This window comes from Mesorhizobium sp. Mes31, from assembly GCF_024519675.1.
GTDB lineage: Bacteria > Pseudomonadota > Alphaproteobacteria > Rhizobiales > Rhizobiaceae > Mesorhizobium.
Genome location: NZ_JALJRL010000030.1, coordinates 1 through 24,551, shown reverse-complemented (window position 1 = coordinate 24,551; position 24,551 = coordinate 1). Strand labels below are relative to the sequence as shown.

The window sequence follows — 24,551 nt, the reverse complement described above, 5'->3', positions numbered from 1 at the left end:
CACGCAATCCATGAAAGTGCAGAGATGGCCGCCGACGACGAGGCAATGACATTTGAACAGTCCGTCCAGGCTGCCATTGAACTTGATGCGTCCCTGAACGAACGGTTGGCAGTGATTGCCGCTGCGGTGCGTCGCCTGAACGCGGATTTCGCCGATGCAGTGGACCGCCTGGTGGCACGTCTGGAGAAACAAGGGGCAGGCGCCATGGCGCCTGAGCCAGGCGACCTCATGCCGGGGTTCCTGCTGCCTGACGACGAGGGCAAGCTGGTCAGTTTGGCCAACGTGTTGGACCGCGGGCCAGCGGTGATCACCTTCCAGCGCGGCCATTGGTGCCCCTATTGCCGGTTGAATGCGGTTGGCATCGTCGAAGCCCAGCACGAGATTGCCGCCCTGGGCGGCCAGGTCGTGGTGATCATGCCCGAGCGGCGCAGATTCGCGATGGCGATGAAGGCTGCAGTGGGAGCGACGTTCCCCTTCCTGACCGATATGGACAATGGCTATGCGCTGTCCCTCAACCTCGCGATCTGGGTCGGAGCGGAGATGGAGCGGCTGATGGGCCTTGGCCTTGATCTCCCCAACTATCAGGGCAACAGCAGCTGGTTCCTCCCAATCCCGGCAACCTTCATCGTTGGAACGAACGGGATAATCACCGATCGCTTCGTCGATCCCGACTACCGCCGGCGCATGGAGATCGACGACCTGATCAATGCGCTCAGACGGGCTCGCTGACGCCAAAAGACGACCAATCCGTCGACCGCAACAGGTTGAGTAGCGTAGTGGCCACGGGCGAACGGTGTCGGCCAGCGACCGCGTAGACGGAGACGACTCGGGAGATATCGACGTCACGAAGCTTGAGTCTGCGGATGTTTGGCGTCCGCGGTGCCGTCACGGAGACGAAGCCCACACCGGCGTTGGCCTCCAGCAGCGCCAGCAGGTCGTGGTCGGTCTCGACTTCATGCGCGGTGCGAGGCGTCAGGCCCTTCGCGGCGAGGCAGCGCGACAGGTCCTCGCTCGTTTCCCAATCGATTCGGCTGAGCACAGGCTCCCCGGCCAACTGGCTCAATGCGACATCGGCCTCGTTGCGACGGGCAAGTGGATGATCGGAATTTACGACAAGCTCAATGCCCTCCTGGAAGAGTGGCCATGTGTCGAGCCGGTCCCAGGCCTGCCCCAGGGGCCCGGCAACGGCAAGCTCCACCTCGCCATTCTTGAGAGCCTCGACGACGGCAGTTGGCGAGCCGCGGTTGATCTTGAGATGGACTCCGGGATAGGCCCGGAAAAGCTCCGTGAACGGTGATACCAGCAGTGCAATGTTGACGCTGTTGGAAATTGTTACGTTGAGAGGCGCCACGTCGCTGCTTTGCACAGCCTTGGCGAGCGACTTGGCGGAAGTGGCGGCATCGTAGCATTGCTGCAGCAGGGGCAGCATGCGCCGCCCGAGTTCGGTCAGGTGTGAGTGCTGGCGTTCGCGCCGAAGGAGCTCTCCACCCAACTCTTCCTCAAGCGTCTTGATCGCGCGCGTCAGGGCAGGTTGGGTGACGTTGCACTCTTCGGCCGCCCTGGTGAAGTTCAGCGTGCTGGACAGGGCCAGAAAATAGCGGACCTGCTGCATTTCCATGAATTTTCGCCCCCTCAGCGAAATCCGATTCGTCAGGCATAGCTAATTTGCGACTATGCTAACGCAACAAGAGGCCGAGGCAAAGGCGGAGGGGTGGTGGCAGCACAAAACCGGGGCACGAGGCCCTCGCGATGCCCGCCGGCTCCAACCGGCGGGTTCGTCAGTGCGGCAACTGTCACATCGCCATTTTTTCACATTCAGCCTGAGCCTTCTTGGTGGACGTGTCGATCATGTAGGCTTTGCCTTTGGCGTCAGTCATCATCATCATGCAGTGCTTTATCGGCTTGGCCATCTTCATCATTTCAGCGCTCATCTTTGCATCCGGCATCATCGTTCCCATGTGCCCATCGGGCATGATTGCCGTCACTTCACCGCCCTTCATCATCGACATTTTGCCCATCGTGTCTTCGGCAAGAGCCTGCGAGGCGGAAAGACCGAGGAGGCCGACAATGGCAACGAGCTTGATCGATTTCATTCACTTACTCCCATTTTGGGCACAATCGCCCTTTTTGAGTTCGCAAATTCTGGCCGTATCGTTACGCCATCACGAACACGTGACCGCCAACGCGCCAGGCAGGACTCGATCTGGCTGGCGGCGGTTCACCGCCCTATTTTCGGGCCAGAAGGGTTCTGGTCATGGTCCGCGAAACAATTTTCGCCATTTCTTTTTGGTTAGTAGCCGGGGCTCAAGGTAGGACCATCGACCAATACAACGCCTTTCAATTTGGCTCCGAGTCGGCAGCGCTGAGCAAATGCCACAGCCTGTGGGTTACAGATCCCGTCGAGTATCTGCGCCTGGCCAACAAATACGAACGCCTTGGTCAAAGTGATCCCCTGTTCAGATACTACCGGCAGGGGGCCGCGGATTTTGACATCAGGTGGAAGCGCACCGGCGAAACGGCCTGTGGTGCTGAGGGCCTACTAAGCAAGTTCCTGGGCACCAGCGGCCGACATTAGGCGAGCATTGCTGACGACAAAAGGCCCCATGAAATATGATCCGGAACATGGAACAATGTGACCGGGTGGGTCGGCACCTCCCATCCCATAGGAATTGCGCGTGCGTGCCAGCCTGGACACAAGCACATGGCCCTTTTTCGCTTAGCTAGAGCTCGACCGGTATTGGAGCCGTGGGCAAACTACCGACTATGATCACGCCTGCTCAACCACCAGTTCGCTTGTCATGGGGATTCCCCTGAGGGCGCCGAGCACCATGTTGTGGGAGATCGCGCGCTCATGAATCTTCTCCAGATCGGCGCGCGGCGCCGAAGAACACACGGTCGCGCTGAGATGAAGGGACACATAGCAATGGCGCGCGTCCGTAGGCGCCTTGAGCCCATCGAGTCCGTCGAACTCGCCGCGCGGGTCGAACACGCCTTCCGCGACGAAATCGACTGAACGCAGATCGACCCCTGCATGCGCTGCCAGCATCGGATAGTCCGAGCCGGCACACACGGCCGCTGCGGCAAAGATCTGCTCCCAGGGAAAGACGGCGGTCGGCGAATTGTCCTTGAGGCTCGCCGGTCGCTCCAGGAGCGGTGTTGTATAAGGGTCGCTCGATTGCGGATCGAAGCGGTAGCGGGCACGATAGGTGCCACGCACCGCGTCGCCGTGTCTCTTTAGAACGGACACGATATCTCTGACTGTGCTGACGGGTTCTCCGAAGACTATTGGCATCTTTACCTCCCTGTAAAATTAGAATTCCACTCACTGTATCGGGTCCGCAGATGGCGACGACAGTTGCGGCCATCTGGCCCTGATCCCGAGAACGTGCCGGTAGGGTTCGCCTACTTGGCAGGCGCGGCCGCCTGGGCGTCGCCACCGAGGTCCTTCTTGAAGGTTTCGAAATCGACCTGCATGCCGTTGAAGATGGTGCTCCAGTGGCGTGACAGAGCGGCGATAGCCACGGCCTCCTCGATCTCGTCCTCCGTTGCGCCCGCCTGTTTTGCGCTCTCGGTGTCCTCCCAGATGCAATATTGGCAAGGAATCTGGGCCGAGACGGCGAGTGAGATCAAAGCCTTGACCTTTGGCGGCAGGGCGGTTTCGCTCGAGAACTGCAGAGCCTTCACCTCGGCCCAGGCGCCCGGCAGCGCTGCTTTCGAAACTTTATGGAGAAAGCTGGGCACCGAGCCGAGCGTCCGCTCGATGTCCTTGTAGGTGGCGTCGACCTCGGCTTGACCGGCCCCGCCTGAGCCCGATGACAACAATGTGGCGCAGACGAGCGTCGATGCGAACGCCGTTTGAAGGAAGCATCGCGACCGGCGCCGTCCGAGCTTGCCGTGGTGCGCGCTGGAAGCAACATGGGGAACTATGAAGGCGGACATGATCTCTCTCCTCTGTGGAACCATTTGAGTCGGCGCCTGTGATGGCCGCGTGCTCTAAGGAGTCACGGACGGGAGAAAAAGTTCGATCAATCATCCTCGTTTCTGGGTGGACGCGGCGAAAGATGAAGATGCAAGCGTCGGGCCTTGCCGTCTCGCTGAAAGATCACCAGGACGACGCCAGGCGGGCAGTGGAATGGGTCTTCGGGCGGATTGATGAACCGCCCCTCGATGACGGTGACGTGGCTGGCGCTGAGAATGCGCTGCGGTTCGAGGCGGACGCCGGCTTCCGTGTCGGAGTCGACTTCCCCAGCAAGGAATGAGCGACCCAACACCGGTTCGCTTGATCCACGCACCAGGTGAAGGTCTTCCGCAAAGTGCCCGAGGAAGCGGTCACGCTCGCCGTGCCGGTTGAGTCCGTTGAAGATTTCGAAATAAAATTGTTGGCGCGAGCGAGACTGCGAGCGAGCGTCTGCGTCGACCAGGCCTGCCGTTTCAAGCAGCATCTCGGCCAGCTTGCGTTTGGCTTCTGACAAGCGGCTGCGAACCGTCCCGATCGGGACGGCCAGAATGGCGGCCAGTTCCTCGTAGGACTGATAGCTGCCGAAATACCGCAACATGGCGGTAGCCTGCAGCGGCTCGGGAAGTTTGCGTAAGGCGTCCCAAACCCATTCGCGAAGCGCGGTCTTCTCCAGCTTTTCCTCGATGCTCGCGCGTTCGTCCGGGCGGTCGGGAATGTCGGCGGTCAAGATCTCGCGTCGTCTTCGACGCAATTGTTGCAGGCAACAGCGGTGCAGCACGGTTCGAAGCCAGCCAGCGACGGCTTGCGGATCCTTGAGTTCACCGATGCGCCTTAGCGCGATCAGGAAAGTCTCATGCACGGCATCTTCGGCGTCCGACCCATAACCGAGCATGTTCAGCGCTGTCGCGTAGAGCCGCGCGCGATGGCGTTCCAGCAGCAGACCGAGGCAACGACAATCGCCACCTTGAGCAGCAAGGGCCAGTTCGGCATCATGCGGCAGGATATGAGTTTCGTAGCCCATGGACTGAAAGATGCATCAACCGGCGAAAAAGTTCGAATGCTGGTTGAGGCTTCGTCAAGATCCGTGTTCCGCCGGCACCAGTTCACCAATGAGCTTTGAGCGGGCTTCGAATTGAGGTTATGCCCCTCAACCGTCGCTCGCCGATCTATGGCGTGCGGTGCGTCGTCACTTCACCTCCGCAACGACCGGCCCTGAAACGGGGTCCGTGAGACCAAGCTCGCCGCCAAGATCTTCAAGCAGATCGCGCATTGTATCCAGAAGGCCGATCATCTGCGGACGAGCCGCCGCGAGACTGTCCATGTCTTTCCACTCACCGATCACGCAGAAAGTGCGCTCGCCAGTCTTGATCAAGGCGCCTTTGATAAATCCCTTGGCCTTGAGGGAGACCTTCTCATGCGCTTCGACAAAAGCCCTTTCTTTGCCGGGCTTGGTTCGAAAGCGAACGACGTTGTAGGCGGTCATTGTTTCCTCCGATCGGTTCAATCAGTGATGAGCCGGCCTTATGGCCGAGCTTCCAGGACCATATTGAAGGGCGTCTCTGTGGCGCGGCGGAAACGGGTGAACCCTCCATTGGCCACAACCTTGCGTAGCTTTGCCTCGCCGGCCTGCGCACCGAGGCCGAGGCCGACCTCCTGCGAAAGGGATGCAGGCGTGCAGATGAAGGTTGAGGCGGCGTAGTAGATGCGGCCGACCGGATTGAGATTTGCCGATAGCTGATCGTTAGCGAAGGGTTCGACGATCATCCACGTGCCATCCGGCTTCAGTGCGTGACGCACATGTTTGGCCGCGCCCGCCGGATCGCCCATATCATGCAGGCAGTCGAAGAACGCGATGAGATCGTAGGTGCCGGGAAAGTCCTTTGCCGTCGCCACCTCGAACCGGGCATTGCCGGCAACGCCGGCCTCTTTGGCCGCCGTCCGCGCCCGCTCGATTGAAGGAGCATGGTAGTCGAAGCCGACAAAATGTGAATTTGGGAATGCTTTGGCCATCAGCACCGTGGATGCGCCATGGCCACATCCGACATCGGCGACGTCGGCCCCTTGCTCCAGCTTCTCGACGACACCGTCGAGAGCGGGGAGCCAGGACCCGATCAGATTGGCGTTGTAACCCGGCCGGAAAAATCGTTCGGTGCCGCGGAACAGGCAGGTGCTATGATCGTGCCAGCCCAATCCCTTGCCCGATCGGAAGGCTTGCCTGACCTTTTCTTCGTCCAGCCATAAAGTCGATACAACCTCGAATGCGCCAGCCATGAAAGCGGGGCTGTCCTCGTTGACGAAGACCTGTTCCTGTTCGGGACTGAGATAGAAGCTGTCCGTGGCTTCGTCATACTCGATATAACCGGCAGCGGCTTGCGCCGAGAGCCATTCCCTCACGAGCCGTTCCTGAGTGTCAGTCTTGGCGGCGAGCTGCGCGGCGGTCATTTTTCCGCCCTGGCTCATCGCTGAAAACAGGCCTAGCCTGTCGCCCAGCAGCACCGCCGCCCCGGTTGTGATCGCACCGAGATCGCCGACCATCCTTCCCAGCAACGCGTCCAGCTTCTCCTGATTTGGCTCCGACATCGGCATCCTCCTCTGCCCAGATCCCTGTCGCTGAACCGATGGCAAATCTCCCGATACCAGCAGGTTCGATTTCACCATGGCCAGTTGGGGAAGTTTACCTAAGGATAGGATCAGCCGATAATGCCTAGTTTTCATCGCAACGATCAAAACCAGGCATCGACGGGGGCACTCATGGAGATGCATGAAATCCGATACTTTCTGGCCGCTTGCCAGACGCTCAACTTCCATCGTGCGGCCGAGCTGGTGCATGTCGGCCAACCAGCCTTGACGCGCGCTATTCAGAAGTTGGAGGGGGACCTCGGCGGTTACCTTTTCCATCGCGAGAAAGGGCACGTCCAACTGACGGATTTCGGCTGCCTGATGCGGACCCATCTTGAGGATGTATTCAAGCGATCCGAAAGTGCAAAGCGCACTGCAAAGAGCTTTCTAACGCTTGAAGAGGCGCCTCTGACCCTCGGCGTCATGTGCACAATTGGCCCTATGCGCTTCATAGGCTTTTTGAATGCATTCCGAGACCTTCATCCTGGGATCGCAGTAACGGTGATCGAGGGGGCGGCAAACGAACTGGGACAGCTTCTGCTGGATGGTAAGCTGGACGTTGCGTTGGTCGCTCGTCCTGAACCGTTCGATCGCAAGCTGAAAGTGCAACCCGTGTATACGGAGCGTTTCGGTCTCGCGTTTTCGACAGGTCACCCATTTGAAATGCGCAACACGCTTCACCTTTCTGACGTCCAGGGGCAGGCCTACCTCGACCGCATCAACTGCGAATATAGCGATCACATTGACGAGCTTTGCAGAAGCCTCGGCGTAGTGATCGAAAGCGCATATAGAAGTGAGCGCGAGGATTGGATTCTGGCAATGGTTGCGGCGGGAATGGGGGTCTGTTTCATGGCAGAATTCTCTGCCAGCCAGCCGGGCGTTTGTCACCGGCCCGTGGTTGACCCTGAAATCGTCCGCGAAGTGTCCTTGGTTTCCGTCGCGGGGCGGTCACACTCGCCGGCGATCGATGCGTTTGCCAATGCAGTCCGGGACTATGATTGGAAAACCTCACTGTCCTAGCAGCAGGCGCCCTTGGAGAGATCGCTCGGGTCGCTGACGCCCGATCCATGCACACGTTGTCGTGATGCTCAACCACGCCCGTCCAAAAGCCGGGAGGTAGCCTTGATCGATCTAAGGACTGTGTTAGGTCGACGACATCCCCATCCCCTGCATGAGGCGGACATGGCCGGCACATCGCGAAAACATCCCATGCTGCGGCGTTCGCGCGCCATGTGGGCCTCGCGGCGCGTCTGGCAGCCGCGGCTGGTGTTCTGGGCCGGTGCGGTCTCGATCGGTGTCATCAGCGTGCTGTTCGCGGTGCTGGCCGACAAGGCGCAGGCGCTGTTCCACATCATGATCGGCGATGATGGCGGCCGGCGCTTCTATCTGCCGCTCATCGTCACGCCGCTCGGCTTCGTGCTATGCGCCTGGCTGGCCCATGCCTTCTTTCCCGGCTCGCAAGGCAGCGGCATTCCGCAGGCTATCGCCGCCCGCCACCTGCGCGACGATGACGACCGGAGCCATATCCTGTCGCTGCGGCTCGTGATGGGCAAGATCGCGCTCACCGTCATCGGCCTGTTCTGTGGCGCTTCCATCGGCCGCGAGGGGCCGACCGTGCAGGTCGGCGCATCGCTGATGCTGCAGGCGGCGCGCTGGGGTGGCATGGCGCAGGCGCGCGGATTGATCCTGGCAGGCTCGGCCGCGGGCATCGCTGCCGCCTTCAACACACCGCTGGCCGGCATCGTCTTTGCCATCGAGGAGATGGGCCGCACCTACGAGGCGCGCACCAACGGGCTGGTGCTGACGGCGGTAATCCTGGCCGGTCTCGCCTCGCTCGGCCTGCTTGGTAACTACACCTATTTCGGTGTCTCGAAGGAAACGATCTCGTTTGCAGCCGAGTGGCCGCTGGTGATTGCCTGCGGTGTCATTGGCGGCGGTTTCGGTGCTATGTTTTCGCTGCTGGCTTTGAAGGCGACGCGGTGGATCCGGCGCTGGCACACGCACCAGCCGTTGCAGCGCGCTTTGCTGGTGGCAGCCTTGTGCGGGCTTGCCGTGGCGGTGATCGGCATCGCGTCGGGCGGGCTGACCTTCGGCACAGGTTACGTGCAGGCACGCGGCGCGGTCGAAGGCACGCCACTGCCGTGGTTCTTTTTTGCCGAAAAGTTCCTGGCCGGGCTGCTGTCGATGGTCTCGGGCATTCCCGGCGGCATCTTCGCGCCTTCGCTGGCGGTTGGCGCGGGCATCGGCAGTTCGCTTGGCCTGATCTTCGGCGCCAGCACAGGCGCGGCCGCGCTGCTTGGCATGGCCGGCTATTTCGCCGGCGTGGTGCAGGCGCCAATGACGGCCTTCGTCATCATCCTGGAAATGACCGGCAATCACGACAACGTCATCGCGCTGATGCTGGCCTCGATGCTGGGCTACGGCACCGCTCGAATGATCTCGCACGAGCCGCTCTACCACGCACTGTCGCGAGTGTTTATCGCAGAAGCGATCAGGCGGCGCAGGGCAGAGGCCGTTCCGAAATGATTGAGGCAGGGATCATTCCGGCGGTCGACACAATGTTACAAAATATCAACTAAGCGATTGATTTTATCAATGTAACTCAGAGTTACGGCGCCTCCTCGACGTGAAGCCTAGCCCACCGACCGATTCTAATCTGGTGCGGCACTGTTCTCGAATAGTTGCGGGAGCTTGGCAGGGCGGGTTTGTCCTCCGCCCTAGCGTAGCGGGCGAATTCGAAAACAGACCGGGGATGCTCGGCGGCTTCAGCGGACCGTCCTTAGAAAGCCGCGCACCCGGAGTCGTTGACGACCCTCGCTGGCCGGAATCTCTCGTTTGCCTCAAACAACCCGAACGGCGATTGCTATAGTAATAGCTACATCAAACAGAAGGACCTCCGCATGACAATCACTGTCGGCCTCATACACCCTCTCTCCCCAGATGTCCGCCGTGGCTACGATCGCAAGGAAGCAGCATCCTACGTCGGTGTCAGCCCGACGCACTTCGACAAGCTCGCGCGCATCGGGAAAATGCCGAAACCCGTCCAGCTTCTTGGCCGCAAAATCTGGGACCGCAGGGTGCTCGAAAACCTGCTGTAAAACTGGCTCTCGGCCAAGGGTGCCGGATCAACCTCGAACCCTTGTAGGGTAAGCTGGAGCGGGTAGCGGGAATCGAACCCGCGCGTTCAGCTTGGGAAGCTGACAGGCTACCATTACATCATACCCGCGTGAGCCCTCGTTATCATGTCAGCATGCCTCGGGGCAATCGCCAAAGCGGGCCTCGAGCCGGCGCGGCCAGATCAGGCGCCGGGCAGGTAGATCACCGCGTAATCGTCCGAATAGGCGCGCTTCCAGCCCAGTTCGTCGAAGAAGGGAATGCGGCTGTCGCCGGTCGACAACAGCGCCCAGCGTATGGCGTATTTCTTCAGCTGGGCCTCGAGCAGCGGCTTGCCGTTGCTGTGCCCCATCTCGTCATCGGTCTTCGTGAAGCCGCCCAGGAACAGCTGGTCCGTCCGTCCGTCGATGAAGGTTTTGATCCCGTGGAAGATCAGCGTGCCGCCGAAATTGTAGGAATTCAGCACGTTGCCGGACAGATGATGGCTTTCGGCGAATGCCAGCGCGCCGCTGGCCGACGTCTTCTGGCTCGGCGCGACCTGATACACGCCGTCAAGCGCCAAGGCCGCACCGACCAGCAGAACGGTTGCCGCGCCGCAGATCGGGTAGAACCGCCGGGCGAAGAATTTTTCCAGCCGGTCGCGCTTTTCCGCCAGCCATGCGGGAGCTGAAAGCGAAGGGTATTGCCGCGCGACCTCGGCCGCGATCACGAGCGGAGCCAGCAGGAAGAACAGATACACGAAGCGCATGTGGCCGAGGAACATATGCAAGGTGAAGATGATGAACAGGGCCTTGGGCCAGCCAATTCGCAACCGCGATACCAAAAGCCCGAAAAGCGCCGCCAGCATCGCGACTTCCTGGAGAGGCTGTTCCTGAGCATTGAAGGGCCGCCACTCGAGGATCAGTGGCACGGCCTCATTGCCATAGGCGACGGTGAGCGTGGCCAGGATGGATTTCACGCCATAGGGATGGATCAGGCTGACCAGTGGCAAGAGCAGGCCGAACGCGACCCATTTCGTCAGGAGGACGGGTTTAGACAGGCCGATGCGGGCCAGCAGATCGAGACCGGCAAAGGCGGCGATGACGAAGCCCAGGGTGAACGTGGCGTGCAGGTTCGCCCACAGCACGACAAGCACAAGCAGCCACCATTGCGGGGTTTTCTCCTCTTGCGCCGCACGAAACAGCATCGCCGTCCAGGTGACGATGATCGGCAAGGTGAAGACGTGCGGGCGCGCCGTATAGATCGGGTCGATCAGGAAGGCCACGACGAACGCCAGCGCTATCGCCAATATCGGCTTCAGCCAGCCGCTGAGAAACCATCCCATCAGGAAGACCGTCAGGCCGACCGTGGCGATGATCAGCGTGACCACCCCGTTCCAGCCTCCCGCCTGGTAGGCAAGCGCCAGCAGGACTTGCCCAAGCCATTCCTTGGCGATCCATGGCTGGCCGGCAAAAGTGTGGGAGTAGGGGTCGGCCGTCGGAAATGTCCGGCTTGCCAGGAAATCCAGTCCGACCTTCACTTGCCACCAATTGTCGGGATCCTGCAGCAGGGCGCCGGCAAAGGCAGCCAGCACCGCCGCTATGACGCAGGCAACCAACAGGCAGAATATCAACCTGGCCCGCTGTGCGTCCTCGAGCGCGGGCGTTGCCGGCACGATTGCTGCCGCCTGGCTCATATAACGGCTCCAGGCCATTTCGCGTCCACTCCGGTCGAGCAATCGGGATCATCCGCACCGCCGACGAACACGAAACGGGCCGAGACCGCGCCAGGGCGAAAGCCACGGCTGAAGGTCCATTGGCGGTTGGGGAAGAAGCCGAGGGGAAGGCCAGCGGCATTGGAAATGATGTCGCCAAGGCCCAGCGCAAGCCCGGCCAGGATGAAGATGACGGCGTATCCCAGCGCCATGTTCAACAAACCGACGGCGCCAAATCGCAGCATCCTCGGATCGTCAAACGGCAGGCTTGACCGCATGCGCAAAATACTGGGCTCCGACAGGAATCTTGGTGAGGAAGCGCTCGAACGGCCTCAGCCTGGCAAGCAGCCGGGGAAAGAAAATCCGGTAGATGATCCGGGTGTTGGAAAGACCCGCCGCGGCCATCCGCTTGCGCATATCGCGGGAGTTGATCAAGACCGCGTTCTCGTCGAAAGCGCAATTTCTCACCGCGTGGGTGGTCAGCGGGTTCCACGGATTGTGTTCGAAAAGAAAGAAGCTGCCGCCATCGGCCAGCACCCTGCCGATCTCCGCGAGCAATCCGACCTGCAGGTCCTCGGGAATGTGGTGGAAGACGCAAGCCGCGAAGGCCAGGTCGAAGCTGCCGTCGGCGAACGGAATTGTCTTGCCGTCGAAATGCGTGAACGAGGCCTGGCCGGGAAGGCGCTTGCGGGCGATGTCGAGCGATTCCCGCGAAGGATCGAGCAAGACGATCTGGCTGTCTGGAAACGCTTTGCGCATAGGGCCGAGCGAATTGCCGACGCCGGCGCCGAAGTCGAGTATCCGCCGCGGTTTCACACCGGCCCGCCGCAGCGTCGCGGCAACGTCGTCGATCTTGTACTTGGCGAAGAAGTCCGGCGTTTCGCCGCTCAGCCTTATGCTCGCGGCATGCTGTTCCTGATACTCGCGCGCAAACTGGTCGAATTCCGCCTCAAGCACGAGCGGCCCTCTTTGCCATCTCCTGCAGGCGATGGACAGGCAGGTCCTTGTCCTCGGCTGCCTGGCTGCGCGAAACGATCTCGTTGACGAAGTAGAGCGGCCGCCGCTTTGTCTCCATGTACATGCGCCCGAGATACTCGCCGAAGATGCCAAGCACCATGAGCTGGACGCTGCCGAGGATCAGCATGATCGCGGCAAGGCTCGTCCAGCCGGGCAGCACGTTTCCGGCGGTCCATTCGAACAGGGTGTAGCCGAGCACGACCAGCCCCAGAACTCCGAACATCATGCCGAGCAGCGAGGCGAACCGTAGCGGCGCGATGGAGAAGCTGGTCATCGCGTCGATCGCCAGGAGAACCATCTTCTTCAACGGATAGTGTGTGGTGCCGGCAAAGCGCCGGTGTCTTTCATAGGGGAAAGCCGCCTGTTTGAGCCCGATCCAGCTCACCATGCCGCGAATGAACCTGTAGCGTTCAGGCATCGCGTTGAGATGGTCCAACGCGCGGCGGCTCATCAGCCGGAAATCGCCGGAATTCGGCGCTATGTCGACGTCGACCATCCGGCCCAACAGGCGATAGAACATCGAGGCGGAGGCCAGCTTGAACCAGCTTTCACCGTCGCGCGTCAGCCGCTGGCCATAAACGACATCGAAGCCTTCGTTCATCTTCGCCATCATCGCGCCGAGCAGTTCCGGCGGATCCTGCAGGTCGGCATCGAGAATGAGAATGCGCTGGCCGCGACAGAATTCGAGCCCCGCGCTCAACGCGATCTGGTGGCCGTAGTTGCGGGCAAGGTCGATGGCGACGACATGGTCGTCCTTTTCGGCCAGCTGGAAAATGGCTTCGCGCGTGCCGTCGGTCGCGCCATCGATGACCAGGACGATCTCGTAGGAAGGGCCGTGTTCCAAGCATGCGGCCGTCACCCGCCGGTGAAGTTCGGCCACCCCGTCCAGTTCATTGTAGCATGGGACGACCACCGACAACATGACGGCGCGTCGCGTGGTGATGTTCTCCGTCTCCACCAAAAGCCTGGCTCCCGCTATTTGATTGGGAATAGCGGCAATTGGTTAGAAAACAGATAAGCCAGCGGAATCGACCGCAGCCGTTGGCTGGCCGCCTTTTCCGCCATGCGTCGTGACGCCGCAAGCCCCGTCACGAACCAACCGGCAGCTCCATGCGGATGCGGCGCCACGCCATGACCTCGCCAATTGCGCGCCTGCCGCGGATCGGCGTCCCGACGCGGAGACCGCGCCGGCTTGATGGACGGCCGGCGAGTGCGTATCTCTGGGTCTGCCCCGAATCGGGGCGACCGAAGCTGGAGACAGGCCTTGTCCGCACTGACACGCTTCCTCGGCGACTCGCCGCTCAGGGTGATCCTGAAGCTGCTGGTGGTGTCGTTCCTCGTCGGCCTGGTCATGAACGCCTTCGGCTGGTCGCCGATGGACGTGCTCTACGGCATCCAGAAGTTCTTCATCGACCTATGGAACCTGGGCTTCCACGCGATCGACCGTTTCCTTGGCTATATCCTGCTGGGTGCGGCAATCGTCGTGCCGGCCTTCATCCTGCTCAGGATCGCCAGCTACCGCAAATGAACCGTCAGGCATAATCCGAAGCCACCTCGAACAGGATGGCGTGCCGCGCTGCCAGCGCCGCCACATCGGTCGAATAGCCGCCGCCGATGACGCCGCAGACAGGAATGCCGAGCAAGCGAAAGTGGCGGATAACCGCCTCGTCGCGGGCGCGCAGACCGTCATCCGACAGCGACAGCCTGCCCAGCCGGTCCTCGGCATGGACGTCGACGCCGGCATTGTAGAACACGATATCCCAGCGTGCTTTGGCGGTCAGCTCCGGCAGGATGCCGCCAAGCCTCTCGAGATAGGCGGCGTCACCCGTGCCGTCGGGCAGTGCGATGTCGAGGTCGGAAGCGATCTTGCGCACGGGGTAGTTGCGGTCGCCATGCATGGAAAAAGTGAATGCGCGCGGATCGCCCGCTAGAATGTCGGCCGTGCCGTCGCCCTGATGCACGTCGAGATCGACGACCAGGATTTTTTGTGCCGTGCCTTCGGCCAGCAACATCAAGGCGGCGACGGCGACATCGTTGAAGGTGCAGAAGCCGGCGCCTTGCGCGCGCCGCGCATGATGGCTGCCGCCGGCGGTGTTGCAGGCGATGCCGTGCCGCAAGGCGAGCCGCGCCGCCAGCACCGTGCCGCCGGTGGCAAGCTGCGCGCGCAGCGAGACGCGGGGGCCGACCGGAAAACCGATCTCACGCTCGATTTTTTCGGGTACCGTGCAGGCGAGCACCTGATCGACATAGTCCGCCGCGTGGGCAAGCTTCAGCCATGACGCCGGCGCTGGCTCGGCGGTGTTGAGCGCGTTGGGGCCGGCCAGTCCGCGTGCCCGCAGCGCGTCCATCAGCAACGGGTACTTGCTCATGGGAAAGCGATGGTTGACGGCGAAGCCGGCGTCATAGTCGGGATGATGGACGATCTGCAGAGGCATCAGGGCTCGCGCCAGGGTCAGGGAATCGATTGGCCGTTATCGGATGAATGATTGCGCGATGCGAGCAAAGTGGGGCACATCGGGTGCTCGATCAAGCCGCAAACAGCAAGGCAGAAGACCTTTGGACGAGGGTGCAATCCCAGCCGACGCGAGATCCTTTGTCGTCACCAACCGTTCCGTGCTCGCCATCGCTGTGCCGATGACGCTTGCCTATCTGACGACGCCGCTGCTCGGCCTGGTCGATACGGCGGTGGTCGGACAGTTCGGCGACGCCGCCTTGCTCGGCGGCCTGGCGGCCGGGGCGCTTGTTTTCGACGTCGTCTTTACCACCTTCAATTTCCTGCGTTCGGGAACCACCGGCCTCGTCGCGCAGGCTTTCGGGCGTGGTGACGCCCTGGAGGAGCAGGCTGTCTTCTGGCGCGCCGTGCTGATCGCGGTCGTCGCTGGCATTATCCTCGCCGCGCTTGCTCCTTTGGTCGCCATCGCCGGGCAAAAATTCATGGGTGCCGAACCGCGCGTCAGCGAGGCGATGGCCGTCTACATCCGCATCAGGCTGCTCGCCGCACCCTTCTCGCTGATCAACTATGCCATCCTCGGCTATGTCTTGGGGCGTGGCGAAGGCGGGCTCGGACTGGTCCTGCAATTGGTCCTCAACGGCATCAACATCGCGCTCTGCTTCCTGCTTGGTCTGAAACTCGGCTGGGGTGTCGCCGGCGTCGCCTGGGCGACCGTCACCGGTGAATTCCTTGCCATGCTGCTCGGTCTCGCCATCGTTGTCAGGCGCTTCCGGGCGACGCCGCCCTTGCCGCGCCATCGCCTGCTCGATATGGCCGCCTTCCTGCGCATGCTGTCGCTCAACCGCGACATCATGATCCGCTCGTTCTCGCTGCTTGCTGCCTTCGCGCTGTTCACCCGCCAGGGTGCGCAGTTCGGCACGGTGACGCTTGCCGCCAATGCCGTGCTGATGAATTTCTTCCTCGTCGCCGGCTATTTCCTCGACGGTTTTGCCACGGCCGCCGAACAGCTTGCCGGCCGTGCCGTCGGCGCGCGTGCGGCCCTCCCTTTCCGTCAGGCCGTCAGGCTGACCCTGTTCTGGGGGTTCGGGCTGGCCGGGACGGCGACCCTCGTGCTGCTGATGGCCGGGGCCAATCTGGTCGCCCTCGTCACGACGTCGGAGGAGGTCCGTTCAGTGGCCGACATCTACCTGCCGTGGGCGGCGTTCACCGCGCTGAGCGGTGTGCTGGCGTTCCAGATGGATGGCGTCTTCATCGGCGCGACCTGGTCGCGCGACATGCGCAACATGATGCTGCTGTCGTTCCTGGTTTTCGTAGCCGCGCTGCTCACCCTGGCGCCCGCCTTCGGCAATCATGGCCTGTGGGCGGCGCTGCATGTCTTCCTGCTCGCGCGCGGCTTCAGCCTGCTGGCCATTCTGCGGCTGCGGGTGCGGACGGTGTTCAGCTGAGTGGCTTCGTCGCCCATTGGTCGAGATGGCCGTCGCGCAATTCGCGAATGGACTTGAGCCGCGACGTTTCGACAAAGCGTGCCATCCCGGCGACGATCATGCCCGGCAGTGCGGGGCCGGCATAGATCATGCTGGTGTAGAGCTGGACGAGATCGGCTCCGGCAAGGATTTTTTCAAGCGCCGTATCGGCGGAATCGACGCCACCGACGCCGATGATGGCAAGCTCGGGTCCGAGCAATTTGCGCATCCTGGCCAGTACGATGGTCGAGCGTTCGAATAATGGCTTGCCGGACAGCCCGCCGGTCTCGCGCGCGATGCCGCCGCTGCGCAACGCGGGCCGGGAGATGGTGGTGTTGGAGACGATGACGCCGTCGATCCGCTTCTCGGTAACCTCCGCGGCGATGTCCTCCAGTTCGGCCTCGACCAGGTCCGGCGCGATCTTGAGGAAGACCGGCGGCTGCGCTGTTGCCGAGGCGCGTGCGGCCATGACGCGCGACAGCAGCTCGCCGAGCTGCTCGCGCGCCTGCATGTTGCGCAGGCCGGGCGTATTGGGCGAGGAGATGTTGACCGTCAGATAGCTGGCGTAAGGTGCAAGGCGGGCGACGCCGCGCTCATAGTCGCCGATGCGGTCGATGCTGTCCTTGTTGGCGCCGATGTTGACGCCGACAATGCCGGAACGTCCCTTGCGCGCGGCAAGGCGTCTTTCGGCGGCCGCGTGACCTTCATTGTTGAAGCCCAGCCGGTTGATGACCGCTTCATCCGCCGTCAGCCGGAAGATGCGCGGCTTCGGGTTGCCGGCCTGCGCCAGCGGCGTGACCGTGCCGACCTCTGCAAAACCGAAGCCGAGGCCAAGCAGTGCGTCGGGCACCTCGGCGTTCTTGTCGTAGCCGGCCGCCATGCCGAGCGGATTGGGGAAGTCGATGCCGCAGACGCTGACCTTCAGCCTGTCGTCTTTCGGCGGCCGCCCGGTCACCGGCAGGCCGCATCGCAGCGCCGCGATGGACAGGCCATGCGCGGTTTCCGGATCGAATGTGAACAGCAGCTTCTGGCCGAGCCGGTCGAGCACGCTCATTCGCCCTCCAGGGCCGGGAACTGGTGCGCGCCGTCGGCGCCCAGCGGCAGTGGTCGGACCCACAGCACGGCTTTCAGGTCCAGCACGCCGTAAAGATGCGGAAACAGCGCGCCGCCGCGCGAAACCTCGTATTTCAGCGCAGCGCCTAGGCTGGCGCCGTCGATGGCGACCAGCAGAAGGCCGGTCTGGCCGGCGAAATGCTTTGCCGCCGTTTCCCTGACCTGCGCCGCCGTGGAGAAATGGATGAAGCCGTCGGCGACGTCGATCGGGGCGCCGGTGAAGCGGCCATTTGTTTCGGCCTCGCGCCAGGGCGCTTCCGGGGCTATCTTGTAGATAATCTGAGACATGGTTGCGCTATAGTCCGAACCAGCCACGCGGGAAAGGCCACGCCAAGGGTCTTCCCCATTTCCGGCGCAAACATGCGATATTTCAGGCCTTGGCCATGGAGGAACAACATGCGTCCGCAGCACATCTTGATCCCCGCCGCACTCGTTTCGCTGGTCGCGGCATCCGCCTTTTCCGAAGAAACCGACCGCTACCGGCTGGAAAAGTCTGATAACGGCTATGTCCGCATGGACACGCAGACCGGCGCCATGTCGATCTGCGAGGAGCGCTCCGGCCAACTCGTCTGCAAGATGGCGGCCGACGAACGCGCCGCTTTCCAGGACGAGGTCGATCGCCTGCAGACCTCGATGAAGGCGATGGACGAGCGTGTCACCAAGCTCGAGCACTCGCTCTCGGCCCGCCTCGAATCGAAACTGCCGAGCGAGGAGGATTTCAATAAGACCATGAGCTACATGGAGCGCTTCCTGCGCGGCTTCATGGGCATCGTCAAGGATATGGACAAGGACAATGGCGGCGGCGCCCAGCTCAACTCGCAGAAGACATGAGCGTCCAAAGGAGGGAAAACGCGGCGCGCTGGCTTTGCCGCTTGAAAACAGCGCGCAGCCCCTCATAATCGTTCATCTGATCCCGGAAAAAGCAGAAAATCATCGGGGGATTCGGGGAGGAACATTTGCCGTCAGGCTATTCTTTCGTCATCGCCGACGATCACCCGCTGTTTCGCGGTGCGTTGCGTGAAGCGCTTGCCGGCATCGGCGACGTCGCCGCGATCCACGAGGCCGGTGATTTCGAGAGCGCCAAGGCGCTGCTCGTGGCCAACGAGGATGTCGACCTGGTGCTGCTCGACCTGTCGATGCCGGGCGCCAGCGGCCTCTCCGGCCTGATCTCGCTGCGCGGCATCCATCCGGCGGTGCCGCTGGTCGTGGTCTCGGCGCATGACGATCCGGCGACTATCAGGCGCGCGCTCGATCTCGGCGCGTCCGGTTTCATCTCCAAATCGGCCAGCATGGAAGAAATCCGCGATGCCGTGCAGTCAGTGCTTGCCGGTGACATCGCGGCACCCGTCGGTGTCGACCTCGGCGTCGAGCGCGATCCAGAGATTTCCGACCTGATCAAGCGGCTGCAGGCACTGACCCCGCAACAGACCCGCGTGCTCGGCATGCTGGCAGAGGGCCTGCTCAACAAGCAGATCGCCTATGAACTCGGTGTCTCCGAGGCGACCATCAAGGCGCATGTCTCCGCCATCCTGCAGAAGCTCGGCGTCGACAGCCGCACCCAGGCGGTGATCCTGCTGTCCAAGATCGGCAGCGACCCGCTGCAGGCAACCAGCTGACTATTCGGCTGCCGAAGCCAGCGGCCTGACCCTGGCCATCATCGAACGCAGCACGGCCGGCTTCAGCGGCTTGTTGATCACCGGTATCTCGAGCCCGCCCGCGGCCGCGCGCACCTCGTTGGAGCGGTCGGCCGTGACCAGCACGGCCGGCAGGTCGGCGCCATGGATCGCGCGCAGCTTCATGATGATGTCGAGACCGGTTTCGCCGTCGAGATGATAATCGGCAAGGACGATGTCGGGGCGGTGTATGGCGGCTCCGTCCAGATCCCTTGAGCCGGACACCGTGTCGACTTTGCACCCCCAGCCTTCGAGCAGCAGCCGCATGCCTTCGAGGATGCGGCCGTCGTTGTCGATGCACAGCACGTGCAGCCCAGCCAGCGAAGCTGTCGCACGCGCAGGGGCTCTGGTCTCGATCTCGCGGCGCGGCTCCTGCACTTCCGCCACGGGCAGGATGACGGAAAACCGTGTGCCCTTGCCCGGATTTGAAAAGATCCGGATTTCCAGGCGCAGAACCCGGGCGATGCGGTCGACGATGGAGAGGCCAAGGCCGAGCCCCTCGGCTTCGCGGGCACCTTCGTCCAGCCGGGTGAATTCGTGGAAGACGGTGTTCAGCTTGTCGCCGGCGATGCCGATGCCGGTGTCGATCACCTGGATCTCGGCCAGTTCGCCACGCCGTCGCACACCGACCAGCACACGGCCGTGGCGCGTGTATTTGATGGCGTTGGAGACGAGGTTCTGGATCAGGCGGCGCAACAGGTTGCGGTCCGTCATCACCGTCACCGACGATGGCATGATCGTCAGGCCGAGCTTTTTCTCCGCGGCCATCGGCCGAAAATCGTTGCCGATCTGGCGCAGCAATCCGTCGAGGTTGAAGGCTGTATCGTCCGGCTTCATCGCGCCGGCATCGAGGCGGGAGATGTCGAGCACGGCGCCGAGAATGGTCTCGACCGATTCCAGCGAGGATTCGATGTTGACCGCCGCCTTGCCGGCAGGCCCCTTGCCGGCCTTTTCGATCAGCGACGAGCAATAGAGCCGGGCGGCGTTCAGCGGCTGCAGGATATCGTGGCCGGCGGCGGCGAGGAAGCGCGTCTTGCCGAGATTGGCCTCCTCGGCCAGCATCTGCGCCTGCGCCAGTTCCTCGTTGACCCGGGTCAACTCGATGGTGCGGGTCTTGACGCGCTGCTCGAGCGATTCATTGGCGCGCTTCAGCGCCAGATCCTGTTCGACGCGCCCGGAAATGTCGGCATAGGTGGCAACGATGCCGCCGTCCGGCATCGGGTTGGACCGCAGTTCCAGAATGCGGCCACTGGTCTTCAGCTCCATCTGCCATGGGCTGACGAAACTGGTCAGCCGGTTGAGCATGGCCACGCGCTGATCGGCGGGAATGTCGCCGCGCTCGGCGAGATGGCGCAGGATGCGGTCGAGCGAGACGCCGACCTGGCCCATCTCGTCGGGCAGGTCGAACAGCGCCCGGTACTGGCGGTTCCAGCAGATCAGGCGGAAATCGCGGTCGAAGACGGTGATGCCTTGCTCCATCTGGTCGAGCGCGATCTGCAGGAGGTCGCGGTTGTGCTGGAGCGCTTCGGTGGCGTCGTCGAGCAGGCGGAAGGCATCCCGTGATTCGCGGTCGTGGCGCCGGAACAACAGCGACAGGATCAGCCGTGCCGAGGAAGAGCCGACGGCGCTGGCCAGCAGCTGCTCGGAGAAGCGGATGACGTCCATGCTCGCCTGTTCGTTGCCGAGCAGCGACGTGCCGTTGGTCTTCTCGAACGACTGGAAGGAGCGCTCGGTGCGTTCGACCCCGAGATAGCGCGCTATCGTGTCCTTGAGGTCGTTGACGGTGATGGCGGTGCGGAAGCGGCGCAGACTGGGCATCGGGCCTGCATCGCGCGGCACGAAGATCGACGCCTGGATGCGTTCCAGCGGCACCGACGCGCGCGAGAGGGAGCCCAGAACGAAGAACACCGCGTTGATCGACAGGCTCCACAGCACGCCGTGGTTCAACGGTTCTGCGACGGTGCCGAACAGCGCCTGCGGCCGCAGCGCCTCGAAGCCGAACAGCCCCTGCAGGATGATGTCGGTATCGGGCGCGACGAGAGAGGGCAGCAGCAGTGTGTAGCCCCAGACGAGGACACCGGCGATCATGCCAAGTGCTGCACCCCTGCCGTTTGCGCCGCGCCAGATCAGCCCGCCGATCAGCGCCGGTGCGAACTGGGCGATGGCCGCGAAGGACATCAGGCCGATCGACGACAGGCGCGCGCTGTTGGTGCTCTGGCGGTAGTAGAGGAAGGCGATGAACAGCAGGATGAAGATCGCCCCGCGCCGCACATTGAGGATGAGCGTCGACCAGTCTTCGGTCTCGGAGGTAGAGGTCTTGAGCAGACGGCGCACGAACAGCGGAATGACGAGGTCGTTGGAGATCATGATCGACAGCGCCACGCTTTCGACGATCACCATCGCCGTTGCCGCCGACAGGCCGCCGATGAAAGCCGCCATCGCCAGCACGTCGTGGCCGCTGAACAGGGGCAGCGACAGCACGTAGAGATCGCTGCTGGTTCCGGTGCCGACCAGCGACAGGCCGGCAAAGGCGATCGGCAGCACGAACAGGTTGATCGCCACGAGGTAGAGTGGAAACACCCATGTCGCGGTGCGCAGCTCGGCCTCGCCGCGGTTCTCGACGATGGTGACGTAGAACTGCCGCGGCAGCATGATGATGGCAAAGCCGCTGAGGCCCGTCAGAACCAGCCAGGTGGCAAGCGAGGTGTTGTAGCTCATCGCTTGCCGGACCTGCGCGTTCTGGGCGAGTTTGTCGAACATGTCGCCGGGCCCGCCGAAGATCAGGAAGGTGACCATCAGGCCGATCGCCAGGAAGGCGGCGAGCTTGACCACGGTTTCGACCGCCACCGCCAGCACCAGCCCATCCTGGTGTTCGGTGGCGTCGGCGTGGCGGGTGCCGAACAGCACCGCAAACAGCGCCAGCAGCATGGCGACGACCAGCGAGATGTCGCTGACGAACGGATCGAAGGAGGGCGGCGAGCCGGTATAGTGCTCGACCATCAGGCTGACCGAGCCGGAAATCGCCTTCAACTGCAGCGCGATATAGGGCACCGCGCCGATCGTGGCGATCAGCGTGGCGATCGCCGAGACGGCAAAGCTCTTGCCATAGCGGGCGCCGAGGAAGTCGGCGATCGAGGTGATCTTCTCGGTCTTGGCCAGCCGAACGATGCGGTTGAGCAGCGGAAAGCCGAACACGAACACCAGCACCGGGCCGGTATAGATGCCGAGGAATTCGAGGCCGCGTTCTGAGGAGAGGCCGACCGAACCGAAGAAGGTCCAGGACGTGCAGTAGATGGCAAGGCTGAGCGCGTAGATGAAGGGCCGGGCCCGGCCGGGCCCGGATATCGCCGAGCGGCGGTCGCCCAGGCTGGCAATGACGAACAGCAGCGTCACATAGGCGATCGCGATGAAGACGATGAACAAGCCCTGCACGCCTGCAATTTCCTCCCTTTGCCGTCTTTTTATCCGGCTTGCCCGGACGCAATCACAGCTTGGCGTCCGAGTCCATTGCGGCTTTGGAAGCATGACCGCTGTTGCGACATTCGGACAACACAACCAAGGTGCGGGGAAGGGAGGAAAAAGCGGTTGTTTTCTCGCTTTTGCCCATGTTGCAACCTCAGGTTTTTGTTATGTTGTCTCCGGGTCGATGCCGCATGGATGGGACATGGTGCGGACGGCCATGGCAAGGAGGGTCGAATGCTGAAGGAATTCCAGGAATTCATTTCCAAGGGTAACGTGATGGACTTGGCCGTCGGCGTCATCATCGGCGCGGCCTTCGGCAAGATCGTCACGTCGCTGGTGGAAGACATCATCATGCCGATCGTCGGCGCGATCTTCGGTGGGCTGGACTTCAACAACTATTTCTTCGGACTCTCCTCTGCCGTTAATGCGACATCATTGGCAGATGCCAAGAAGCAAGGCGCAGTCTTCGCCTATGGCAGCTTCATTACCGCGGTATTGAACTTCCTTATCCTAGCCTTCATCATCTTCCTGATGGTCAAGGCGGTGAACAATATGCGCAGGCGGCTGGAGCGCGAGAAGCCGGCAGCTCCCGCTGCGCCGCCGCCCGCCGACGTCGCCTTGCTTACCGAAATCCGCGACCTGCTCGCAAAGAGATAGACAGTTCAGGTTCTTCTGGACCAAAACCCCGGTCGTTCGCGGCCGGGGTTTTCTGTTTTCGCATCTGTTAAGGAGCGCTAGCTAACGCCTGAGACCGGAACGGACCCATCCATGACCTTGATCGAAAGTTTGCGCGCCGAAGCCCGCGCGGCGCCAGAAAGCGGCATTGTCGCCGTCGTCAACCACGGCCGTCTGCGCGAGGGCCTGATCCCGCTCTGGGCCGGTGAGGGCGACCTGCCGACGCCCGCCTTCATCAGCGACGCCGCCGCCCGGGGACTGGCCAGCGGCGAGACATTCTACACCTGGCAGAAAGGCATTCCGGAGCTCAGGCAAGCGCTCGCCCGCTATTATGCAAGGCACTTCGGCAAGACCTTCCCTGAAGAGGAATTCATCGTCACCGGATCGGGCATGCACGCCATCCAGCTGGCGCTCGACGCGGTCGCCGGCGCCGGTGACGAAGTTGTCTATCTGTCGCCGGCCTGGCCGAATTTCGATGCCGCCGCGGCGATCGCGGGAGCTGTGCCTGTACCGGTAAGGCTCGACCAGTCCGGCAATGGCTGGTCCTGCGATGTCGAGAAGATCACGGCTTCGATCACGCCGCGCACAAAGGCACTGTTCATCAACACACCGTCGAACCCAACCGGCTGGACAGCCGATCATGAGACCTTGCAGGCGATCCTCGATCTTGCCCGCGCGAAGGACCTTTGGATCATCGCCGACGAAATCTATTCCCTGTTTCACTATGGCCATGGTCGTGCGCCGTCCTTCCTCGACATCGCGACGGCGGAAGATCGCATCCTGTTCGTCAACAGCTTTTCCAAGAACTGGGCGATGACTGGCTGGCGTGTCGGCTGGATCAAGACCCATCCCGCCCTGCAGCAGGTGTTCGAGAACCTGATCCAGTATTCGAACTCCGGCGTCGCCCAGTTCATGCAGCGCGGTGCGATCGCCGCCCTCGATGGGGGCGATGCCTTCATTGCCGAACAGGTGGAGCGGGCGCGTGCGGGACGTGACCTGGTCTGCGGCATCCTCGGTGCCACCGGCCGCGCCCGGTTCACCGTGCCGCAAGGCGCGTTCTATTTGTTCTTCACGGTCGACGGCATTACCGATTCACGCGCCGCCGCTTTCGAGATCGTCGACAAGGCCAATGTCGGCCTGGCGCCCGGCACAGCCTTCGGCCCAGGCGGCGAAGCCTTCCTCAGGCTGTGCTTCCACCGCCGCCTCGACCAGGTCGAGGAAGCGGCGCACCGGCTGGCGAAATGGATGAAGACCGTCTAAAGCGTGTCGCGTTTTAAGGGATTCAGGATTCCCATTGATTTGAGTTCGTGAT

26 protein-coding genes and 1 tRNA gene are annotated in these 24,551 nt (G+C 62.4%); 11 read left to right on the top strand and 16 right to left on the bottom strand.

Features of this window, described 5'->3' with window-relative positions; genetic code table 11:
• Nucleotides 1-24: 24 nt before the first annotated feature.
• Nucleotides 25-729, top strand: coding sequence for a peroxiredoxin-like family protein (locus NR193_RS31250; RefSeq protein ID WP_256754519.1), 705 nt, complete (start codon nt 25-27; stop codon nt 727-729).
• Here the strand turns inward: NR193_RS31250 and NR193_RS31245 are convergent.
• Both NR193_RS31245 and NR193_RS31240 read right to left on the bottom strand, forming a co-directional pair.
• A complete protein-coding gene (locus NR193_RS31245; RefSeq protein ID WP_256754518.1) occupies nt 713-1,618 on the bottom strand; it encodes a LysR family transcriptional regulator in 906 nt (301 codons plus the stop codon). The genes NR193_RS31250 and NR193_RS31245 overlap by 17 nt on opposite strands.
• A 175-nt stretch (nt 1,619-1,793) precedes the next feature.
• Nucleotides 1,794-2,093 carry a hypothetical protein gene (locus tag NR193_RS31240; RefSeq protein ID WP_256754517.1) on the bottom strand — a complete coding sequence of 100 codons (300 nt, stop codon included), beginning with the start codon at nt 2,091-2,093 and terminating at the stop codon, nt 1,794-1,796.
• Nucleotides 2,094-2,254: 161 nt separating this feature from the next.
• Between NR193_RS31240 and NR193_RS31235 the strand changes: the two genes are divergently transcribed.
• Complete coding sequence (locus NR193_RS31235) at nt 2,255-2,575, top strand: hypothetical protein (protein ID WP_256754516.1); 321 nt, start codon at nt 2,255-2,257, stop codon at nt 2,573-2,575.
• Between the two features lie 192 nt (nt 2,576-2,767).
• On the opposite strand, the gene NR193_RS31230 is transcribed toward NR193_RS31235, so the two are convergent.
• The 5 genes from NR193_RS31230 to NR193_RS31210 all read right to left on the bottom strand — a co-directional run bounded on the left by NR193_RS31230 (nt 2,768) and on the right by NR193_RS31210 (nt 6,538).
• Nucleotides 2,768-3,292 carry an OsmC family protein gene (locus NR193_RS31230; protein ID WP_256754515.1) on the bottom strand — a complete coding sequence of 175 codons (525 nt, stop codon included), beginning with the start codon at nt 3,290-3,292 and terminating at the stop codon, nt 2,768-2,770.
• A 110-nt stretch (nt 3,293-3,402) separates the two neighbouring features.
• Entirely contained in the window at nt 3,403-3,939 is a 537-nt protein-coding gene (locus NR193_RS31225) for a carboxymuconolactone decarboxylase family protein (RefSeq protein ID WP_256754514.1), read from the bottom strand.
• 86 nt (nt 3,940-4,025) lie between these two features.
• On the bottom strand, nt 4,026-4,979 hold the full coding sequence (locus NR193_RS31220) for an RNA polymerase sigma factor (protein WP_256754513.1): 954 nt from the start codon (nt 4,977-4,979) through the stop codon (nt 4,026-4,028).
• A 165-nt stretch (nt 4,980-5,144) separates the two neighbouring features.
• Nucleotides 5,145-5,441, bottom strand: coding sequence for a putative quinol monooxygenase (locus tag NR193_RS31215; protein WP_256754512.1), 297 nt, complete (start codon nt 5,439-5,441; stop codon nt 5,145-5,147).
• Nucleotides 5,442-5,479: 38 nt separating this feature from the next.
• Entirely contained in the window at nt 5,480-6,538 is a 1,059-nt protein-coding gene (locus NR193_RS31210; RefSeq protein WP_256754557.1) for a class I SAM-dependent methyltransferase, read from the bottom strand.
• 120 nt (nt 6,539-6,658) lie between these two features.
• Here NR193_RS31210 and NR193_RS31205 point away from each other — a divergent pair, with 120 nt between their 5' ends.
• The 3 genes from NR193_RS31205 (at nt 6,659) to NR193_RS31195 (ending at nt 9,675) form a co-directional block, all read left to right on the top strand.
• A complete protein-coding gene (locus NR193_RS31205) occupies nt 6,659-7,597 on the top strand; it encodes a LysR family transcriptional regulator (RefSeq protein ID WP_256754511.1) in 939 nt (312 codons plus the stop codon).
• 162 nt (nt 7,598-7,759) lie between these two features.
• Nucleotides 7,760-9,103: a chloride channel protein gene (locus tag NR193_RS31200; RefSeq protein WP_256754510.1), complete on the top strand. Its 1,344-nt coding sequence runs from the start codon at nt 7,760-7,762 to the stop codon at nt 9,101-9,103.
• A gap of 374 nt (nt 9,104-9,477) precedes the next feature.
• The gene (locus tag NR193_RS31195; RefSeq protein ID WP_256754509.1) at nt 9,478-9,675 is read left to right on the top strand and encodes an AlpA family transcriptional regulator; all 198 of its coding nucleotides are present in this window, start codon (nt 9,478-9,480) and stop codon (nt 9,673-9,675) included.
• Nucleotides 9,676-9,729: 54 nt separating this feature from the next.
• Here NR193_RS31195 and NR193_RS31190 read toward each other — a convergent pair.
• The 5 genes from NR193_RS31190 to NR193_RS31170 form a co-directional block, all read right to left on the bottom strand.
• Nucleotides 9,730-9,803, bottom strand: a tRNA-Gly gene (locus NR193_RS31190).
• A gap of 72 nt (nt 9,804-9,875) precedes the next feature.
• Nucleotides 9,876-11,366 carry a hypothetical protein gene (locus NR193_RS31185; RefSeq protein ID WP_256754508.1) on the bottom strand — a complete coding sequence of 497 codons (1,491 nt, stop codon included), beginning with the start codon at nt 11,364-11,366 and terminating at the stop codon, nt 9,876-9,878.
• On the bottom strand, nt 11,363-11,629 hold the full coding sequence (locus NR193_RS31180) for a GtrA family protein (protein WP_256754507.1): 267 nt from the start codon (nt 11,627-11,629) through the stop codon (nt 11,363-11,365). The genes NR193_RS31185 and NR193_RS31180 overlap by 4 nt, the downstream gene beginning before the upstream one ends.
• Before the next feature lie 10 nt (nt 11,630-11,639).
• Complete coding sequence (locus NR193_RS31175) at nt 11,640-12,341, bottom strand: class I SAM-dependent methyltransferase (protein WP_256754506.1); 702 nt, start codon at nt 12,339-12,341, stop codon at nt 11,640-11,642.
• On the bottom strand, nt 12,334-13,323 hold the full coding sequence (locus NR193_RS31170; RefSeq protein ID WP_256754556.1) for a glycosyltransferase family 2 protein: 990 nt from the start codon (nt 13,321-13,323) through the stop codon (nt 12,334-12,336). The genes NR193_RS31175 and NR193_RS31170 overlap by 8 nt, the downstream gene beginning before the upstream one ends.
• Nucleotides 13,324-13,665: 342 nt before the next feature.
• On the opposite strand from NR193_RS31170, the gene NR193_RS31165 reads away from it, so the two are divergent.
• On the top strand, nt 13,666-13,929 hold the full coding sequence (locus NR193_RS31165) for a DUF6460 domain-containing protein (RefSeq protein ID WP_256754505.1): 264 nt from the start codon (nt 13,666-13,668) through the stop codon (nt 13,927-13,929).
• Between the two features lie 4 nt (nt 13,930-13,933).
• Here NR193_RS31165 and NR193_RS31160 read toward each other — a convergent pair whose 3' ends face one another.
• On the bottom strand, nt 13,934-14,836 hold the full coding sequence (locus NR193_RS31160; protein WP_256754504.1) for a histone deacetylase: 903 nt from the start codon (nt 14,834-14,836) through the stop codon (nt 13,934-13,936).
• Between the two features lie 121 nt (nt 14,837-14,957).
• Between NR193_RS31160 and NR193_RS31155 the strand changes: the two genes are divergently transcribed.
• Nucleotides 14,958-16,298 carry an MATE family efflux transporter gene (locus NR193_RS31155; protein WP_256754503.1) on the top strand — a complete coding sequence of 447 codons (1,341 nt, stop codon included), beginning with the start codon at nt 14,958-14,960 and terminating at the stop codon, nt 16,296-16,298.
• Here the strand turns inward: NR193_RS31155 and NR193_RS31150 are convergent.
• Nucleotides 16,291-17,370, bottom strand: coding sequence for a quinone-dependent dihydroorotate dehydrogenase (locus NR193_RS31150; RefSeq protein ID WP_256754502.1), 1,080 nt, complete (start codon nt 17,368-17,370; stop codon nt 16,291-16,293). The two genes, NR193_RS31155 and NR193_RS31150, sit on opposite strands and share 8 nt — an antisense overlap.
• Nucleotides 17,367-17,717, bottom strand: coding sequence for a DUF952 domain-containing protein (locus NR193_RS31145; protein WP_256754501.1), 351 nt, complete (start codon nt 17,715-17,717; stop codon nt 17,367-17,369). Before NR193_RS31145 ends, NR193_RS31150 begins: the two co-directional genes overlap by 4 nt.
• Nucleotides 17,718-17,825: 108 nt before the next feature.
• On the opposite strand from NR193_RS31145, the gene NR193_RS31140 reads away from it, so the two are divergent.
• Both NR193_RS31140 and NR193_RS31135 read left to right on the top strand, forming a co-directional pair.
• Complete coding sequence (locus NR193_RS31140) at nt 17,826-18,260, top strand: hypothetical protein (protein WP_256754500.1); 435 nt, start codon at nt 17,826-17,828, stop codon at nt 18,258-18,260.
• Between the two features lie 125 nt (nt 18,261-18,385).
• Nucleotides 18,386-19,045, top strand: a complete 660-nt coding sequence (locus NR193_RS31135; RefSeq protein ID WP_091579815.1) for a response regulator transcription factor — start codon at nt 18,386-18,388, stop codon at nt 19,043-19,045.
• On the opposite strand, the gene NR193_RS31130 is transcribed toward NR193_RS31135, so the two are convergent.
• Nucleotides 19,046-22,534 (bottom strand): NahK/ErcS family hybrid sensor histidine kinase/response regulator, encoded by a 3,489-nt coding sequence (locus tag NR193_RS31130; protein WP_256754499.1) that lies wholly within the window; start codon nt 22,532-22,534, stop codon nt 19,046-19,048.
• Between the two features lie 264 nt (nt 22,535-22,798).
• Between NR193_RS31130 and mscL the strand changes: the two genes are divergently transcribed.
• Nucleotides 22,799-23,221, top strand: a complete 423-nt coding sequence (gene mscL, locus NR193_RS31125; protein ID WP_256754498.1) for a large conductance mechanosensitive channel protein MscL — start codon at nt 22,799-22,801, stop codon at nt 23,219-23,221.
• Between the two features lie 111 nt (nt 23,222-23,332).
• On the top strand, nt 23,333-24,499 hold the full coding sequence (locus NR193_RS31120; RefSeq protein ID WP_256754497.1) for a pyridoxal phosphate-dependent aminotransferase: 1,167 nt from the start codon (nt 23,333-23,335) through the stop codon (nt 24,497-24,499).
• Nucleotides 24,500-24,551: the final 52 nt, after the last annotated feature.